We start from the raw sequence: 16,043 nt of genomic DNA, 5'->3' as shown, positions 1-16,043 counted from the left end.
TCCCGCTCAAGCGGGAGCCCCGCACCGTGAGGACCCCATGACCCCTGGATTGAAGACGAAGATGTCGCCGCTGCGGATGGGCCTGGCCCTGGCGGCGGTGCTGGCCGTAGCGCCGGCGCTGGCCGGCTGCTCCGACGCGCAGGTGCAGGATGCCGTGAACGGCGCCGTGCAGGGAGCCACAGACGGCGACGTGAGCCTCGGCGGCGCGCTGCCCGACGGCTGGCCGGCGGAGATCCCCGTGATCGACGGCGAGATCAAGTTCGGCGCCGGCAACACCACCAACGGCGACCAGGGCTGGGTCGTCACGGTCGCCTCCGGCGCAGCGGACCCGCTGGCCGACGCCGAGCAGAAGCTCGTCGATGCCGGCTTCGTACCTGACACCAGCGCCTCGGCCAACGTGGGCGACGTCGGCGTGGTTGCCTTGAAAAACGCCACCCACATCGTGACCATCGCCGGCACTCCCGACGGCGTGCTCTACACGGTCGCCCCGGCCTGATAACGCGCTCCGTCGTCGGTCGAGCTTGTCGAGACCCGGCGGCTTTGTCTACGGGTCCACTTCGACAGGCTCAGCACGGCGTCGACAGGGTCGACCGACGCAGTTGTCAGGCGAAGAGGGGCGCGCCCACGTAGGAGCCCTTGGCTGCTCCGGGCGGGACGGCGAAGAGTGCGGAGCCGACGTGGCGGATGTACTCGTTCAGGGCGTCGTGGCGGGCCAAATTCAGCTGCACGGCCGTGAAGCTGGCGGGGGTGCGCTGGAAACTGATGAAAAACAGCCCGGCGTCAAGGCGGCCGAGGTCGTCGTTGCCGTCCACGAAGTTGTAGCCGCGGCGCAGCATCCGGATGCCGTCGTTCTGGCTGGGATGAGCCAGCCGCACGTGCGCCGCGGTGTCGATCAACGGCTGGTCGGCGCGCCCGGCGAGCTCAAAATCAGGTTCGGTGAACTCGGTGCCGCCGGATAGCGGCGCACCCTCGCCCTTGTTGCGGCCGATCACGGTCTCCTGCTCGCGCAGGCTGGTGCGGTCCCAGGTTTCGATGGTCATCCGGATGCGCCGCGCCACGAGATAGGACCCGCCCGCCAGCCACGCGGGCCCGTCGGAGGCTCCCACCCAGAGGTGTTCCGTCACCGCGGCCGGCTCCTCGGCCTTGATGTTGGCGGTGCCGTCCTTGAACCCGAACAGGTTGCGCGGGGTGGCCTGGCTGGTGCTCGTGGACGAGGTGCGGCCGAAGCCGAGCTGGGACCAGCGGATCGCCGCACGCCCGAAGGCGATGCGGGACAGGTTGCGGATGGCGTGCACGGCGACCTGGGGGTCGTCAGCGCAGGCCTGGATGCAGAGGTCTCCGCCGCTCCTGGTCTCCTCGAGCATGTCGCCGGGGAAATGCGGTACATCGACCAGCTCGGCCGGTCGACGGGCGGCCAGGCCGAAGCGATCCACGCCGGCCGCGGTCTGGAAGAGGGTGGGCCCGAACCCGAACGTGATGGTCAGGCCGGCCGGCGGCAGGCCGAGGGCCTCGCCGGTGTCTTCCGGTGGGGCGTCGTACGGGCCGCTGACCGAACCGTAGTCGCCGACATCACGGCCAGCGGTCATCGCGGCGGCCGCGACGGTCCAGTCCTGCAGCAGTTCGATGAGGTCGGCGCGGGTGGTGCCGTCGGCCACGTCGAACGCAGCAAAGTGCAGCCGGTCCTGGGCAGGCGTGACGATGCCGGCCTGGTGCTCCTGATAGAACGGGTAGACGGTGCCGGCATTGGTCTGTGCAGAGGACGCCGCGACGGCCAGCGCGGCCCTGTCGCCGGCGACGCCCAGCCCGAGGCCGGCCACCCCGACGCCGGCCAGGCCGAATAGACCGCGCCTGGACAGGCCGCGGGGTGCCTGCGGACCCGCGCCGGTGTCTGGGCCGTCTGCGGTGGGGGAATCGGAGCTGGTGGCGCCGGTCATGTTAGAGCACGAGCGTTGCGGTCAGCTGGTTCAGCGGCTCGCCGAGGGCGTTCACCTGGTCGGCGAAGGCCTTGATCTCGGCGGGCGTGAGGTCGGTGTAGAGGGTGAAGTCCTCGCCGACACGCTGGGCATCGAGCAGCTCCTGCAGCTCGGCGAACTCGCTGTCGAGGTCGGCGGCCAGGTCGGCGTCTTCCTCGAGCAGGATGTCGCGCACCCCGGCGTAGAGCACCTTGGCACCGTCGATGTTGGCCTGGAAGTCCCACAGGTCGGTGTGCGACCAGAACTCTTCCTCGCCGGTGACCTTGCCGGTGGCGACCTCGTCGAGCAGGCCGATCGCGCCGTTGGTCTGCTGGGACAGGGTGAAGTCCAGATCCTGCACCTTCTCGTTCAGCGTCGTGGTGTCGGCGACGAGCAAGGTAGCCAGGTTCTTGCGCTGCTCAGGCGTGTACGCGGCGAAGCCGGCCTCCGCGTCGGCGGGCCAGAGGTCCTTCTCGATCGCGTGCCAGCCGGTCCAGTCCTGGCCTTCCTCGAGGTCGGCCTCACGGAGGTCCAGCTGCGGGTCGAGGTCACCGAAAGACTCCGCCACGGTCTCCACGCGTTCCCAGTGGGCGCGGGTGGGGGCGTACAGGGCGCGGGCGGTGTCATCGTCGCCGGCCAGGTAGGCGTCGGCGAAGGCCTGGGTGCCGGTGAGGAGCTGAGCGACCTGATCGCGCACGTAGGCGGCGTAGTTGGCGTTGGCGACCTCGATGCGGGCGTCCAGGTCGGCATCCACCGTGACGTCAGTACCGGAGTCGGTGACGGTGAAGGCCTTCTGGTCGATGCCCGCACCGACCATGCCGGGCTTGCAGGTGGTCACGTAGCGGCCGGGCATGAGCTGCACGACCAGGTCGCGGCTGAGGCCGGGGCCGATGTTCTCGACCTCGCCGACGATGCGCAGGCCGTCTTCGGCGAGCAGGTAGAACTCGGTGACCTGGTCGCCCGAGTTGGTGACCGTGAAGCTGAGGTTGCCGGACGGCGCCTCGGCGGCCGACACCGTGCAGGCATCCGCGCTGCTGTCGACGGTGAGGGCGGCCTGGGCCGAGTCGCTGCCGGTGGCGTTGGCGACGCAACCGGTGAGGGCAAGCAGGCCGACGGCTGAGGCGGCTACGAGGGGGAGGAGGCGGGCTCGCATGGGGGTCCTTAGAAGGGAGGCGGTGCGGGGCGTGGGGTCAGTGGGTGACAACCGCGGGTGCGGTCTGGGGGAATACGGCGGACGGCGTCGGCGTCGGCTTCGCTTGCCGGCTCTTCACAATGAAGAGGGTCAGGGTGGGCACCACGTACGCGATCCAGGCGAACATCTCCAGCCAGGTGGTGGCCGGCGAGAAGTTGAGGGTGCCCTTGAGCAGGGTGCCGTACCAGCTGTCCGGGGGGATCACGGCGGAGACGTTGAACGCGAGGGCGTTGAGTCCGGGCAGGATGCCGGCCTCCTGCAGGTCGTGCACCCCGTAGGAGAGTACTCCGGCGGCAACGATGATGAGGATGGCACCGGTCCAGGTGAAGAACCGGCTCAGGTTGATCTTGAGCATGCCGGAGTAGATCAGGGCGCCCAGGCCGACTGCGGTGAGGATGCCCAGGCTCGCCCCGACCAGCGGAAGCGTGGTCGCTCCGGTGGCCTGCACGGCCGCCCAGATGAACAGGGCCGTTTCGATGCCCTCCCGGCCGACGGCGAGGAACGCGACGAGAACCAGGCCCATTCCGGTGCCGGTGAGGTGCTTGTCGATGTTGCCGTGCAGGTGCCCCTTGAGGTCGCGGGCGGTGCGCAGCATCCAGAACACCATCCAGGTCACCAGCCCCGTCGCGATGATGGAGAGCAGCCCGCCGATGGTCTCCTGCGCGGCGAAGCTCAGGCCGTAGGTGCCGAAGGTGAGGATGGCGCCCAACAGGAGGGCGAGAAGCACGGCGAGGCCGACGCCCGCCCAGATCCGGGGGAGAACGTCGCGGCGGCCGATCTTGACCACATAGGCGATCAGGATCGTCACGATCAGCGCGGCTTCGAGTCCTTCGCGCAGGCCGATCAGGTAGTTTGCGAGCACAGTGCTTCCCGGTTGTTGTGGGTGGGGTGATGGGGCCAACAATTGGTAAGGCTTACCTTACCCACCCACTCTACGTAAGAACGCCGGATGTGTCCAGCTAAGATTTGTCAGCGGCCCCGGTGCCGCAGCACGTCTTGCCAACCGCGCTCGTCCACGTTGTTCAGGAGTCACCCATGCTTATGTCCGGGAACGGCGAACGGGTGGTCTTCGTGCTCGACGCACCCGGCGATGAATCGTTGCACACCGGCGGCACCATCGCCCGGCTCCTGGATGACGGCGCCGACGTCACCGTGCTCTTCGGGTCGGCGACGCCGTACGACAGCGACGCATCCGCACCGACGACCGCATTTGCCGGTGCCGCGGATGTGGCAGCCGCCCGGGCGGCACTCGGTGAGACCGACCCTGCACAGTGGCGGGTCCTGGCGGGCGAGCCGCAGGGTGCGCAGCGCCGCGCGGTGCTGGGCGAGGCCTTCGCCCAAGCACACGCCACCGCCGTCGTGGCCGCCGCCGTGGACCCGGCCCTGCGCCAGGCCGCCGTCGACGCGGCAGGCGAGCAGGGTGTGCCGGTGTTCCTCAGCAGCCGGGTGTCGGCGGTTCCCGGCGTGCGGCTCACCGCGATCGACGTCAGCGACCACATTGACCAGAAACTGGCGGCCCTGGCCGCGTATCCCGGCCGGTGGCGGCTGGACGGCCGGGTGGTGCGTCTTGACGACGGCACCGAGGCCCTCGTCACCGGCACCGAAACCTATGCCAGCGGTAGCGGCCCCGCCCAGCCGGCCGAGCTCGAGGTGCCAACGGTCGGATCCAGGCTGCTGGCCGTCCTGATGGCTCTCTTCGCCGGCGCGCTCTTCGGTGTTCTCGGCACTGTGGCGCACCAGACCACGATCGAACTGGGCTCCCTGACGATCCCTGTCGGCCTGACCCTGGCACTACTGGCCAGCGGCACCCTCCTGCTCGGGTTACGCCTGGTTGTGCACGACAGGCTCGTGGTCCTCGCCGCGGCGATCGGCCTGGTCGCCACGGTGTTCCTGCTGTCGCTCCGCAGCACCGGCGGCTCGGTGCTGGTGCCAGCCGGGGTGCCAGGCACGGTCTGGTCGATGGCGCCCGCGCTGTTCGCCGCCCTCGTCATCGCGTGGCCCCGAATTCCCGCCCGTCGGCCGACGGCGTAGACTGATCACTCTGTTCGTGAAGGGAATCCTGCCACTGTGACGTATGTCATCGCCTTGCCCTGCGTGGACGTCAAGGATCGCGCCTGCGTCGACGAATGCCCCGTCGACTGCATCTACGAGGGTGAACGCTCCCTCTATATCCACCCCGACGAGTGTGTCGACTGTGGAGCCTGCGAACCGGTCTGCCCGGTCGAGGCCATCTACTACGAAGACGACCTGCCCGAACAGTGGGCCGACTACTACAAGGCCAACGTCGAGTTCTTCGACGACATCGGCTCGCCCGGCGGCGCCGCCAAGGTCGGCGTCATCGCCAAGGACCACCCGGTGATCTCGGTGCTCCCGCCCCAGGTTCAGCACTAAAGGTGCTCAAACCACTTCCCGAGTACCCGTGGGATGCGATGCTGCCGTTCGCGCAGCAGGCCAGGGCCCACGCCGACGGCATCGTCGATCTCTCCATCGGGTCTCCGGTCGACCCCACCCCGCCCGTCGTGCAGGCCGCCCTGGCCTCCGCGACGGATGCGCACGCCTACCCGCAGACCACCGGCACCCCGGCGCTCCAGCACGCCATCATCGACTGGTACGCCCGTCGCCGCGGTGTGACCGGGCTGGCGGAGGAGAACGTGCTGCCCACCATCGGCTCGAAGGAACTGGTGGCGCTGCTGCCGTTCATGATCGGCGTCGGCGAGGGCGACACCGTCGTGCACCCGCGCGCCGCCTACCCCACCTACGCGATCGGCGCGGCCATGGCCGGGGCGGATGCGTTCCCCTCCGATGATCCCGCCGAGTGGCCGGAGACGACGCGGCTGATCTGGCTGAACAGCCCGGGCAACCCGGACGGGCGGGTGCTGCCCGTCGAGGTGCTTTGCGCCGCCGTGGCCCGCGCCCGCGAACTCGGCGCCGTGATCGTCAATGACGAGTGCTACGCCGAACTCGGCTGGGCCGCCCCGTGGGACGCGGAGCCGATCCCGAGCATCCTCGACCCCCGCGTCACCGACGGGGACACGCGTAACATCGTGGCGATCTACTCGCTGAGCAAGCAGTCCAACATGGCCGGCTACCGGGGCGCTTTCGCCGCCGGCAGCAGCGATGTGCTCGGCCGTCTGCTCACCGTGCGCAAGCACGCCGGCCTGATGCTGCCCGCCCCGTTGCAGGCCGCCATGGTCGCCGCGCTGGGCGACGACGAGCACGTGAGGGTGCAGCGCGAGCGCTACCGTGCCCGCCGCGAGGTGCTGCTGCCGGCGCTGGTCGCCGCGGGATTCCGCATCGAGAACAGCGAGGCCGGCCTGTACCTTTGGGCGACCGCCGGTGTCGACGCCTGGGACTCGATCCGGCAGCTCGCCGAGCTCGGCATCCTGGCCGGTCCCGGCCCGTTCTACGGCGACTTCTATCCCCGGCACGTCCGGTTCTCGCTCACCGCCGATGACGAGCGCATCAACGCCGCCGCCGCCCGGCTGCGGGCTTTCGTCACGTCCTGACCCGGCTCCATTGCCGGGGCTGGACACCAGCGGCGGCCTGCCTAGGCTGAGGGCATGGCTGACACCGCGCATCCGGTCGACGACAGCGCTCCTCAGGACAGCTACGGCGTGAGCGTCGGGGCGCTGTACGCGCTCGTGTCCGAGCTGCCGGCCCATCCGCCCGTGACGCGGGGAAAGATCTTCAACGGCGACGGTGTGAAGGTGCAGGAGAAGGTGTTCGCGTTCATCGGCCGCAACGGCGACCTCGTCGCCAAGGTTCCGGAATCCCGGGTGCGCCAGCTGGTCTCCCAGCACACCGGGCGGCCTGTTGTGATGGGACGGCGCACCATGCGCGAATGGGTGCGGTTGCCGGCCGAGGCCGGGGTGGGCGCCTGGATCGAGGTGCTCGACGAGGCCTATCACTTCGGCCTGACCCGCCCGACCCGCTGAGCCACGAGGTCGGGTCGGCGGGCGGCTGCGGGTCGGAAAGCTCGGCGCGCCCGGTCCGAAATCGGCTGTGACCTAGGGCCAATGGACTCTGGTCGATCTTGGCGGATGCAACAGTATGCCCCTCGGCGGAATAGGCTGTAAGCGGGTTATCGTTGCCAAGCACCACGAGCGTGCTGCGGCGGACCACCACAGACCAACAGCCGCAAGGCTTTGAAATCCAGGGAGGCGCCGTGAGCGACGTCGCGCAGCGAACACCATCCAATGAGCCGCAGTTCATCGATCGGCCCGTACCGGGTCCGCAGGTGGCCACTCTGACCTACCCGGGGGGCACGGCGCAGTTCCCGATCCTGGGCAGCACAGACGGCCCGTCCAGCATCGACATCGCGACGCTCACCAAGCAGACCGGCTACACCACGTTCGACTCCGGATTCGTGAACACGGCGGCAACGAAGTCAGCCATCACCTACATCGACGGCGAACACGGGATCCTGCGATACCGCGGCTACCCGATCGAACAGATCGCCCAGAATTCCAGCTTTCTCGAGACCGCGTGGCTCCTGATCTACGGCGAACTGCCCAGCGCAACCGAACTGAGCGCGTTCGACACCCGCATCCGTCGGCACACCCTGCTGCACGAAGACCTGCGCCGTTTCTACGACGCCCTGCCGCACAACGCGCACCCGATGTCGGTGCTCTCGGCCGGCGTCTCCGCGCTGTCGACCTACTACCAGGACTCCCTGGACCCCAAGGATCCCGAACAGGTCGAACTGTCGATGATCCGGCTGCTCGCCAAGCTGCCCGTGATGGCCGCATACGCGCACAAGAAGAGCATCGGCCACGCGTTCCTGTACCCGGACAACTCGCTGAGCTTCGTGGACAACTTCATCAAGCTCAACTTCGGCACCCTCGCCGAGCCGTACGTGGTGAACCCCGTCGTGAGCAAGGCACTCGAACGTCTGCTGATGCTGCACGAAGACCACGAGCAGAACGCGTCCACCTCGGCCGTGCGCCTGGTCGGTTCCACCGAGGCCAACCTGTTCGCGTCGGTCTCCGGCGGCATCAATGCTCTCTCCGGCCCGCTGCACGGCGGCGCCAACGAGGCCGTGCTGACCATGCTCCACGAGATCAAGGCCTCCGGCGAAGGCGTGCAGAAGTACGTCGAGCGGGTCAAGAACAAGGAAGCCGGCGTGCGCCTGATGGGCTTCGGCCACCGGGTCTACAAGAACTACGACCCGCGCGCCAAGCTGGTCAAGGAGAGCGCCGACGCGGTACTCGAGGCCCTCGGCGTCAAGGACGACCTGCTCGACATCGCCAAGGAGCTCGAGTTCATCGCACTGAACGACGACTACTTCAAGGAGCGCAAGCTCTACCCCAACGTCGACTTCTACACCGGCGTGATCTATAAGGCGATGGGCTTCCCGCCGCGCATGTTCACCGTGCTGTTCGCGATCGGCCGGCTGCCCGGCTGGATCGCGCACTGGCGCGAGATGAACCTGGACACGACCACCAAGATCGGCCGCCCGCAGCAGCTGTACACGGGTTCGGTCGCCCGCGACTACCCGCAGCGCTAAGCCGGCGGATGCGAAAAAGCCCCTTCCCATCGGGAAGGGGCTTTTTTCTTGGGCAGGTCGTTAGGCGTGCAGGGCGGCGTTCAGCACGATGCCGGCCGTGCGGGGGAGCACCTCGACCGCGCCGGTGAGGGAGTTGCGGCGGAAGAGCAGGTTCGGCACACCGGAGAGGTCCTTGGCCTTGGCCGTGCGCGGGGCGCCGTCGGCCGTGCGCGCGGCATCCAGCAGCACCACCTTGGTGCCGGCGGTGACGTACAGGCCCGCCTCCACCACGGAGTCATCACCGATCGAGATGCCGATGCCCGAGTTGGCGCCGAGCAGCGCGCGCTCCCCGATGGTGACCCGCTGGGTGCCACCGCCGGAGAGCGTGCCCATGATGGATGCGCCGCCGCCGATGTCGGCGCCGTCACCGACCACGACACCCTGGGACACGCGGCCCTCGACCATCGAGACGCCCAGGGTGCCGGCGTTGAAGTTCACGAAGCCCTCGTGCATGACGGTGGTGCCGGGGGACAGGTAGGCACCCAGGCGCACCCTGGAGGCGTCGGCGATGCGCACCCGCTCCGGGGAGACGTAGTTGAGCAGCGGCGGGAACTTGTCCAGGCCCGTGGCGGCGATGCCGTGGCGCATGAGCGACGGCCGCAGGCGATCGAAGTCGGCGGGCAGCACCGGGCCGGCGTTGGTCCAGACGACGTTGGGCAGGTGGCCGAAGATGCCGTCGAGGTTGAGCGTGTTCGGCTTGACCAGCAGGTGTGAGAGCAGGTGCAGGCGGAGGTAGGCATCCGATGTGCTCGCGGGGGGCGACTGCAGGTCGATTTCGACGGTGACGGCCTCGAGACGCACGTTGCGGCGGGCGTCGGGGCCGGCAGCCTCTTCCAGCTCGGTGGGCACGATCCACCGGTCGCGGTCGGCGGGCAGCGCACCCAGCTTCGGCGCCGGGAACCAGGTGTCCAGCACGGTGCCGTCACCGGCGATCGTGGCCAGGCCATACCCCCAGGCGTGAGTGGCGGCGGCTGTCTGTTCTGCGGGGGGAGGGGCGGTGACCATGGCTCTAGATTAGTAGCCGTAGATTGGTACAGTGCCTTCCGACCGAACGATAGACCCGTCCGTTCCCGCTCTCGACCTGTCTGCCTCGTCGATCGAGCTGACCCGCGCCCTCTGCGATGTGGACTCGGTGTCCGGCAACGAAACGCCGCTCGCCGACGCGATCGAGGCCGCCCTGGCCGGCTCCGCGCACCTGGAAGTGATCCGCGACGGCGACACCATCGTGGCTCGCACCAATCTGGGCCGTGCTCAGCGCGTGGTGATCGCCGGGCACATCGACACCGTGCCGCTGAACGAGAACCTGCCCACCCGGTTCGAGACCGACGGCGACGTCGACTACCTCTGGGGTCGCGGCACCGTGGACATGAAGGCCGGCGTTGCCGTGCAACTCAAACTCGCCGCCGAGCTCGCCGACACCAGCGTCGACGTGACCTGGATGTGGTACGACCACGAGGAGGTCAATGCCGATCTCAACGGGCTCGGCCGGCTGGCCGCCAACCGTCCCGACCTGTTCGAGGGCGACTTCGCGATCCTCGGCGAACCGAGCAACAGCCAGGTCGAGGGCGGCTGCAACGGCAACGTGCGGATCGAGGTGCGCACCTTCGGCAAGCGGGCGCACTCCGCCCGCGCCTGGGTGGGCGAGAACGCCATCCACAAGGCCGCCCCGATCCTGGACATCCTCGCCGGCTACACCCCGCGTGAGGTGGAGGTGGAGGGCCTGGTCTACCGGGAGGGCCTGAACGCCGTGGGGATCAGCGGCGGCATCGCCGGCAACGTCATCCCCGACGAGTGCATGGTGCACGTGAACTACAGGTTCGCGCCCAGCCGCACGGCCGCGGAGGCCGTGGCGCACCTGGAAGACCTCTTCGCCGGCTTCGACATCACCGTGGTCGACCTCGCCGAGGGCGCCCGCCCCGGCCTGGACGCCCCCCTCGCGCTCAAGTTCCTCGAGGCCGTCGGCGCGGAGCCGCGCCCCAAGTACGGCTGGACCGACGTCGCCAGGTTCTCCGCCCTGGGCATCCCGGCCGTCAACTACGGCCCCGGTGACCCTCTCAAGGCGCACGCCGATGACGAGCGGGTGGCGCTGACCCAGATCACCGACTGCGAGGACGCCCTGCGCGCCTGGCTGACCGCGCCCATCGGCTGACCGGTGGCGCACACCCGCTCACCGGCCCTGCCGGTTCGCCGAGGCCCCACCGGTGCTCTACCTGCGCGCTGGCAGGCCCGCTACCGGCTTGTGCCCTGGTGGCTGAAAGTCTCTGTCATCTGGCTGGCCTCCCGGCTGGTGACCACCTCACTGGTGCTGGTGCTGGCCAGCGTGCAGGGGCAGAACGCCTGGACGCTGGCCAAGCCCGGCTACACGGCGTTCGCCACCATGTGGGACGGCCTTTGGTACAACATCGTCGGTGTCGGCGGCTACCCGTCGGTGCTGCCGGTCACCGCGGACGGTCACGTCGGCGAGAACGCCTGGGCGTTCATGCCGGGCTACCCGGCCGTGGTGCGGGTTCTGATGCTGGTCACAGGGGCCCCGTGGGCGCCGGTGGCGGTGTTCGTGTCGGTGGTCTGCAGCCTGGGCACCGCGCTGCTGTTCTACCGGCTGATGCGGCGGGTGCAGACGCCGTCAACGGCGCTGTTCTCGGTGCTGCTGTTCTGCGTCGCCCCGCTCTCGCCGCTGCTGCAGTTCGGCTACGCCGAGTCGATGCACCTGCTGCTGCTCACCCTGGCCCTGCTGCTCCTGCTGGAGCGGCGTTACCTGGTGCTGGTGCCCGTGATCGCCGTGATGGCACTGACCCGGCCTAGCGGGCTGGCCTTCGCCCTGTTCCTGGCCCTGCACGTCGGCTACCGCTGGTACAGCCGCGCCCGCGACCCGTTCCCGGTGCGCGAAGCTGTCACCGCCTCATTCGTGGCCGTTTTCAGTGGGGTGATGGGCCTTGCCTGGCCGGGGATCGCCTGGCTGGTGACGGGGTCCGTCACCGCGTACACCGACACCGAACTGGCCTGGCGGTCGGCGTACATCGGCTACCAGGAGCTGGTGCCGTTTGCGGCCTGGTTCCAGAGTGGGGTGTGGTGGCTGGGGTCGCCTCTGGGCATCATCGCCGTTGTCGCGCTGATCGTCGCCTTCGCACTGGTGATGTTCTCGCCGGCGGTGAAGAGCCTGGGTGTGGACCTGCGGCTCTGGGTAGCCTCGTACGCGCTCTACCTGCTCGCGGTGTTCTTTCCGCAGTCGAGTGTGTTCAGGCTGCTGATGCCGATGTTCCCGCTGCTCGGAGCGCTCGCCACGCCGCGAAACGCCGTGTACCGCGTTGTGGTCACACTGGCGTTGATCTGCGCCCAGTGGGGCTGGCTTTTGCTCTGTTGGGGCGTGGACGGTGCGGATTGGACCCCGCCCTAATTACTGTCTGACGGCCGAATGGTCGATAATAGGAGTACAGACTACGAATGGAAGGGGAGTTCATGGCGGCCATGAAGCCACGGACCGGAGACGGACCAATGGAGGCTGTAAAGGAGGGGCGCCTGATCATCGTGCGTGTACCGCTCGAAGGTGGGGGTCGGCTCGTCGTCTCTGTGAACGACGCAGAAGCCAAGGAGCTTCACGATGCGCTCGCGGGCGTAGTTGCCCCGGCCGTGTAGTAATTCTGTAAGACAGGTTTTCAGCTGATCGGCTGTGCGGTTCTCCGCACAGCCGATTGCTGTATCCGGAGCGAGGCTACGCGCGCAGCTTCGTGATCTGGAGCAGGCCGTCGCCGACGGGGGAGAGCGCGCTGATCACGGCCTTGGACGAGGCGATCTCGTTGAGCAGGGTGCGGAAGCCCGTGGCGACGTCGTCGCGCTGCACAGGGTCGGCCACCCGGCCACGCCAGAGCGCGTGCGCCACCAGGACGGTGCCGCCCGGCCGGGCCAGGCGCAGGCCGTGCTCGACGTACTCGATGACCGACTGCGGGTCGGCATCCACGAACACGATGTCGTAGGAGTTCTCGTTCATGCGCGGCAGGACCTCGGCGGCGCGTCCGGTGATGAGGCGTACCCGGTTGGTGGGGATGCCGGCCTCGTGGAAATTGGCCTTGGCGTGCTGCAGGTGATCAACCTCGATGTCGATCGAGGTGAGGGTGGCACCGGGAGCACCGGTGAGCAGCCAGATGCCCGACACGCCGGCACCCGTGCCGACCTCGAGGATGCTGCGGGCTCCGGTGGCCGCGGCGATGACGGCCGACTGCGCGCCCACCGAGGGGGCGATGGCGTCGATGCCGAGCTCGAGGGACTGCTGCCGGGCTCGTGCCAGGGCGTCGCTCTCCACCACCGAGTCGTCGGCGAATTTCCAATTGAGATCTTTGTCAGACATTCCGCAACTCCAGTAGATGATTAGGTCAAGACTACGGCTGTGCGGCCCGTGGTTCGGGGATGCCTCGCCGGGGGGATATTCTGAGGGCATGTTCGGTCTGACGTTCGAGAAACTCCTGCTCATCGGGATCATCGCCGTCTTCCTGCTCGGACCCGAGAAGTTGCCGCACTATGCGGCCCAACTCGGCCGGCTGGTGCGCCAGCTTCGCGACATGGCCAATGGCGCCAAGGACCGGATGAAAGACGAGATGGGTCCGGAATTCGACGACGTCGACTGGAAGAAACTCGACCCCAGGCAGTATGACCCGCGCCGGATCATCCGTGAAGCCCTCATCGAGGACGAGCCCGTGAAGGGCAAGTCCGCCGTGGTCGGCCGCGCCGGGCCGAACCCCGACAGTGCCTACCTGCAGCGGAAGCGTGCCAGGGAAGGCGCCCTGACCGGGCCCGCGCCGTTCGACTCCGAGGCCACCTAGCGCCGCCGAGTTGCCCTGCTGCGAACGAGGTGCCCCGGTGTGCCGGGGCACCTCGTCCGCACGGGAGCAACTCGCGAGTTGCAGTGCGCGGTCGCCCCGGAAGGGGGGAGTCGTGGAGCGCTCTCCGGCGTGGACCAGGCGTAGCCTTGCCAGAGAGAGTGGGGCGGCACCGTGTTGCTGAATACCCCGGGGGAAGGTCGCATCATGCGCAATACACGTAGCCGTCTCATCATGGTGGGAATCGTCGCGGGGGTCGCCGTGCTGTCGGTGGGTGCGACGGCCTACGCGGCCGGGCAGGATTCGCGGCCCACGACGAACGTGCTGGCAGCAGCATCGGCTCCGACCGCCAGGGCCACGCCATCGGCGACACCGTCGACGGCTCCCGCGCCGGTAGCGACACCGACTGCCGCCGCGGCGGCGACGGGTGCCGGGGCGGACACCCCCGACGAGGTCGTCGTGGCGGACGAGACGACGAACACCGACGGCACCGCCGGCGACGAAGCGACCGGCGGTGACGCATCCGGCAGCGGTGCCGAGGGCGACGGCAACGTCGTCGAGGTGCGCACGCCCAACCCCGATGCCATTCCCGATACCCCCGCTGAGTACGAGTACTTCTACGGATTGATCAGCCAGTGCATGGCAGAGGCCGGTTACGACTGGCACGCCGTCAGGCACACCGTCGACGGTGAATTCGCGGGCGTCGACATGACCAGGCTCGGAGACGTCGAACCCGGACTGCAGGCCGGGTTCACCCTCGCCCTGGACGGCGACACCGGCGGCGGCGACTACTATCACTGGGCGGATGCCGGCTGCTGGGGCTATGCGGTGCACGTCACCGGCAACGACGGCAACAACTAACTGTCCTCTCGCGACCTGCCCCATTGTGGACGAGTTGCCCGGCTGTGCCGGGGCAACTCGTCCGCCGCGGGGCAACTCGCGTCGGCGGCGGGCGGCTAACGCCGCCTGGCCGCCTTCAGGGTGCGCGCCAGGAGGAGCATCGGGCCGACCATGCGGCCGAACTGCTGCCCGTTGACGGGCAGAGTGAGCACGCCAGTGGCCCGGGAGATGGTGACCGGGTTCACGAAGCGCAGCAAGCCTTCCGGTCCGTTGCGACGGCCCAGACCGGAGTCCTTCACCCCGCCCATCGGGGCGTCCACGGCGGAGAACGACCCTCGGTAGCCCTCGTTGACGTTCACGCTGCCGGCCTCCAGCGCCTCGGCGACCCGCAGACCACGCCGGGCCGAGCCGCTGAGCACCGACGCGTTGAGCCCGTAGTCGCTGTCGTTGGCGGCCAGGATGGCCTCCTGCTCCGAGTCGACGACCGACACCGCCACCACCGGGCCGAAAGTCTCGCCGGCGTGGCAGAGCATGCCGGGGGTGACCCCGGTGAGGATGGTCGGTTCGTAGAAATACGGGCCGAGGTCGGGCCGGGCCCGCCCGCCGGCCTGCACGGTGGCGCCGTGGGCGAGAGCGTCGGCGACGTGTTCGGTGACCCGCTCGAGCTGCGCCTGTGAGGTGAGCGACCCCACATCCGTGCTGTAATCCAGCGCCGAACCGAGGATCAGGGCGCGGGTGACCGTGACGAACTCGCGCAGGAACTGATCGGACACCGCGCGCTGCACGTAGATGCGCTCGATCGACACGCACAGCTGACCCATCGAGGAGAAACAGGCGTAGGCGGCCTGCGCGGCGGCGCGGTGCGGGTCGACGTCGTCGAGCACGATCATCGGGTTCTTGCCGCCCAGTTCCAGCGACGCCCCGGTGAGGGTGCTCGCCGCCTGGGCGCCTACCCGCAGCCCGGTGGCGGTCGACCCGGTGAAGCAGACGTAGTCCGCGCCGGCCGTGACGGCCCCGCCGATCTCGGCGCCGTCGCCGGTCACCACGGCCCACAGGTCGGCGGGCACGCCCGCGTCGATGAACGCGCGGCGCAGCAGCAGGATGCTCAGCGCCCCCTGGTTGTCGGCCTTCTGCACGACCCCGCAGCCGGCGGCCAGCGCAGGCACCACGTCCATCGCGGCCAGGCTCAGCGGAAAGTTCCACGGCGTGATGACCCCGGCGACGCCCTTGGGTCGGTGGCGCACCCGGGTGGTGACCAGGACCGGCAGACCGGAGCGGCGCGTTTCCCCGCCCAACACCCGGCGGGCGGCTACGGCGTTGTACCGGGTGACGCCGGCGGCCTGGAAGACCTCCTCGAACGCCTGCCCCCTGGTCTTGCCGGTCTCGGTCTGCAGGGTGTCCAGGAGGCTCTCCCGGCGGGCGAGCAGCAGGTCGTGGGCGCGCAAGAGCACCGCCCGGCGGTGCGCGAAACCCGCGCGGGCCCAACCGATCTGGGCAAGGCGGGCGCGAGCGTACGCATCCGCCACATCTACGGTGCTGCTCACCGGCAGGGAGTGCAGCTCTGTGCCGGTGAACGGGCCGATGACGCCCACGGTCTCACCCGTCGTCGAGCAGATGTCGCGGGACAATTCGACGGTGAACGGGAGTACCGGGGCGGTTGCGGTCAGCATTGGCGCAGTCATGCTGGCCAGTTTAGACAGGCT

Annotated in this window: 17 protein-coding genes; 11 read left to right on the top strand and 6 right to left on the bottom strand. The window is 69.0% G+C overall.

The genetic code is table 11. The annotated features are described in order from the left end of the window. The first annotated feature begins 37 nt into the window (after positions 1-37). Positions 38-496, top strand: a complete 459-nt coding sequence (locus tag E3O60_RS01965; protein ID WP_134409524.1) for a hypothetical protein — start codon at positions 38-40, stop codon at positions 494-496. Positions 497-602: 106 nt separating this feature from the next. Here E3O60_RS01965 and efeB read toward each other — a convergent pair whose 3' ends face one another. From efeB to efeU, 3 genes are read right to left on the bottom strand one after another with little or no spacing between them, the layout of a single operon-like run. Continuing rightward, entirely contained in the window at positions 603-1,934 is a 1,332-nt protein-coding gene (gene efeB / locus E3O60_RS01960; protein WP_134480720.1) for an iron uptake transporter deferrochelatase/peroxidase subunit, read from the bottom strand. Position 1,935: 1 nt separating this feature from the next. Then, entirely contained in the window at positions 1,936-3,105 is a 1,170-nt protein-coding gene (gene efeO / locus E3O60_RS01955; RefSeq protein ID WP_134497017.1) for an iron uptake system protein EfeO, read from the bottom strand. Positions 3,106-3,142: 37 nt separating this feature from the next. Continuing rightward, the gene (gene efeU / locus E3O60_RS01950) at positions 3,143-4,006 is read right to left on the bottom strand and encodes an iron uptake transporter permease EfeU (protein ID WP_134497015.1); all 864 of its coding nucleotides are present in this window, start codon (positions 4,004-4,006) and stop codon (positions 3,143-3,145) included. A 173-nt stretch (positions 4,007-4,179) separates the two neighbouring features. Here efeU and E3O60_RS01945 point away from each other — a divergent pair, with 173 nt between their 5' ends. The 5 genes from E3O60_RS01945 to E3O60_RS01925 all read left to right on the top strand — a co-directional run bounded on the left by E3O60_RS01945 (position 4,180) and on the right by E3O60_RS01925 (position 8,650). Further along, the gene (locus E3O60_RS01945; RefSeq protein ID WP_134497013.1) at positions 4,180-5,175 is read left to right on the top strand and encodes a hypothetical protein; all 996 of its coding nucleotides are present in this window, start codon (positions 4,180-4,182) and stop codon (positions 5,173-5,175) included. Between the two features lie 36 nt (positions 5,176-5,211). Beyond that, on the top strand, positions 5,212-5,535 hold the full coding sequence (fdxA, locus tag E3O60_RS18690) for a ferredoxin (RefSeq protein ID WP_066594116.1): 324 nt from the start codon (positions 5,212-5,214) through the stop codon (positions 5,533-5,535). A gap of 2 nt (positions 5,536-5,537) precedes the next feature. Then, complete coding sequence (gene dapC, locus E3O60_RS01935; RefSeq protein ID WP_134497011.1) at positions 5,538-6,650, top strand: succinyldiaminopimelate transaminase; 1,113 nt, start codon at positions 5,538-5,540, stop codon at positions 6,648-6,650. 54 nt (positions 6,651-6,704) lie between these two features. Beyond that, complete coding sequence (locus E3O60_RS01930) at positions 6,705-7,079, top strand: hypothetical protein (protein WP_088455623.1); 375 nt, start codon at positions 6,705-6,707, stop codon at positions 7,077-7,079. Positions 7,080-7,354: 275 nt separating this feature from the next. After that, a complete protein-coding gene (locus tag E3O60_RS01925; RefSeq protein WP_198414983.1) occupies positions 7,355-8,650 on the top strand; it encodes a citrate synthase in 1,296 nt (431 codons plus the stop codon). Positions 8,651-8,710: 60 nt separating this feature from the next. Here the strand turns inward: E3O60_RS01925 and dapD are convergent, their stop codons facing one another. Continuing rightward, a complete protein-coding gene (dapD, locus tag E3O60_RS01920; protein ID WP_088455624.1) occupies positions 8,711-9,694 on the bottom strand; it encodes a 2,3,4,5-tetrahydropyridine-2,6-dicarboxylate N-succinyltransferase in 984 nt (327 codons plus the stop codon). Between the two features lie 31 nt (positions 9,695-9,725). On the opposite strand from dapD, the gene dapE reads away from it, so the two are divergent. The 3 genes from dapE (at position 9,726) to E3O60_RS01905 (ending at position 12,322) form a co-directional block, all read left to right on the top strand. Continuing rightward, entirely contained in the window at positions 9,726-10,838 is a 1,113-nt protein-coding gene (gene dapE, locus E3O60_RS01915) for a succinyl-diaminopimelate desuccinylase (RefSeq protein WP_088455625.1), read from the top strand. A 3-nt stretch (positions 10,839-10,841) separates the two neighbouring features. Further along, on the top strand, positions 10,842-12,083 hold the full coding sequence (locus E3O60_RS01910) for a hypothetical protein (protein WP_241980343.1): 1,242 nt from the start codon (positions 10,842-10,844) through the stop codon (positions 12,081-12,083). 62 nt (positions 12,084-12,145) lie between these two features. Next, the gene (locus E3O60_RS01905) at positions 12,146-12,322 is read left to right on the top strand and encodes a DUF3117 domain-containing protein (protein WP_088457918.1); all 177 of its coding nucleotides are present in this window, start codon (positions 12,146-12,148) and stop codon (positions 12,320-12,322) included. Positions 12,323-12,398: 76 nt separating this feature from the next. Here E3O60_RS01905 and E3O60_RS01900 read toward each other — a convergent pair whose 3' ends face one another. Further along, the gene (locus E3O60_RS01900; RefSeq protein WP_088455626.1) at positions 12,399-13,031 is read right to left on the bottom strand and encodes an O-methyltransferase; all 633 of its coding nucleotides are present in this window, start codon (positions 13,029-13,031) and stop codon (positions 12,399-12,401) included. An 88-nt stretch (positions 13,032-13,119) separates the two neighbouring features. Between E3O60_RS01900 and E3O60_RS01895 the strand changes: the two genes are divergently transcribed. Continuing rightward, the gene (locus E3O60_RS01895) at positions 13,120-13,503 is read left to right on the top strand and encodes a twin-arginine translocase TatA/TatE family subunit (RefSeq protein WP_088455627.1); all 384 of its coding nucleotides are present in this window, start codon (positions 13,120-13,122) and stop codon (positions 13,501-13,503) included. A gap of 204 nt (positions 13,504-13,707) precedes the next feature. Continuing rightward, positions 13,708-14,361 (top strand): hypothetical protein, encoded by a 654-nt coding sequence (locus E3O60_RS01890; RefSeq protein ID WP_134409529.1) that lies wholly within the window; start codon positions 13,708-13,710, stop codon positions 14,359-14,361. Positions 14,362-14,456: 95 nt separating this feature from the next. Here E3O60_RS01890 and E3O60_RS01885 read toward each other — a convergent pair whose 3' ends face one another. Beyond that, positions 14,457-16,022: a succinic semialdehyde dehydrogenase gene (locus E3O60_RS01885; RefSeq protein WP_241993187.1), complete on the bottom strand. Its 1,566-nt coding sequence runs from the start codon at positions 16,020-16,022 to the stop codon at positions 14,457-14,459. Between the last annotated feature and the right edge of the window lie 21 nt (positions 16,023-16,043).

Source organism: Cryobacterium sp. TMB1-7 (assembly GCF_004402435.1).
Taxonomy (GTDB): domain Bacteria; phylum Actinomycetota; class Actinomycetes; order Actinomycetales; family Microbacteriaceae; genus Cryobacterium; species Cryobacterium zongtaii.
The sequence above is the reverse complement of the archived record's forward strand: the minus strand, read 5'-3'. Positions and strand labels throughout refer to the sequence as shown.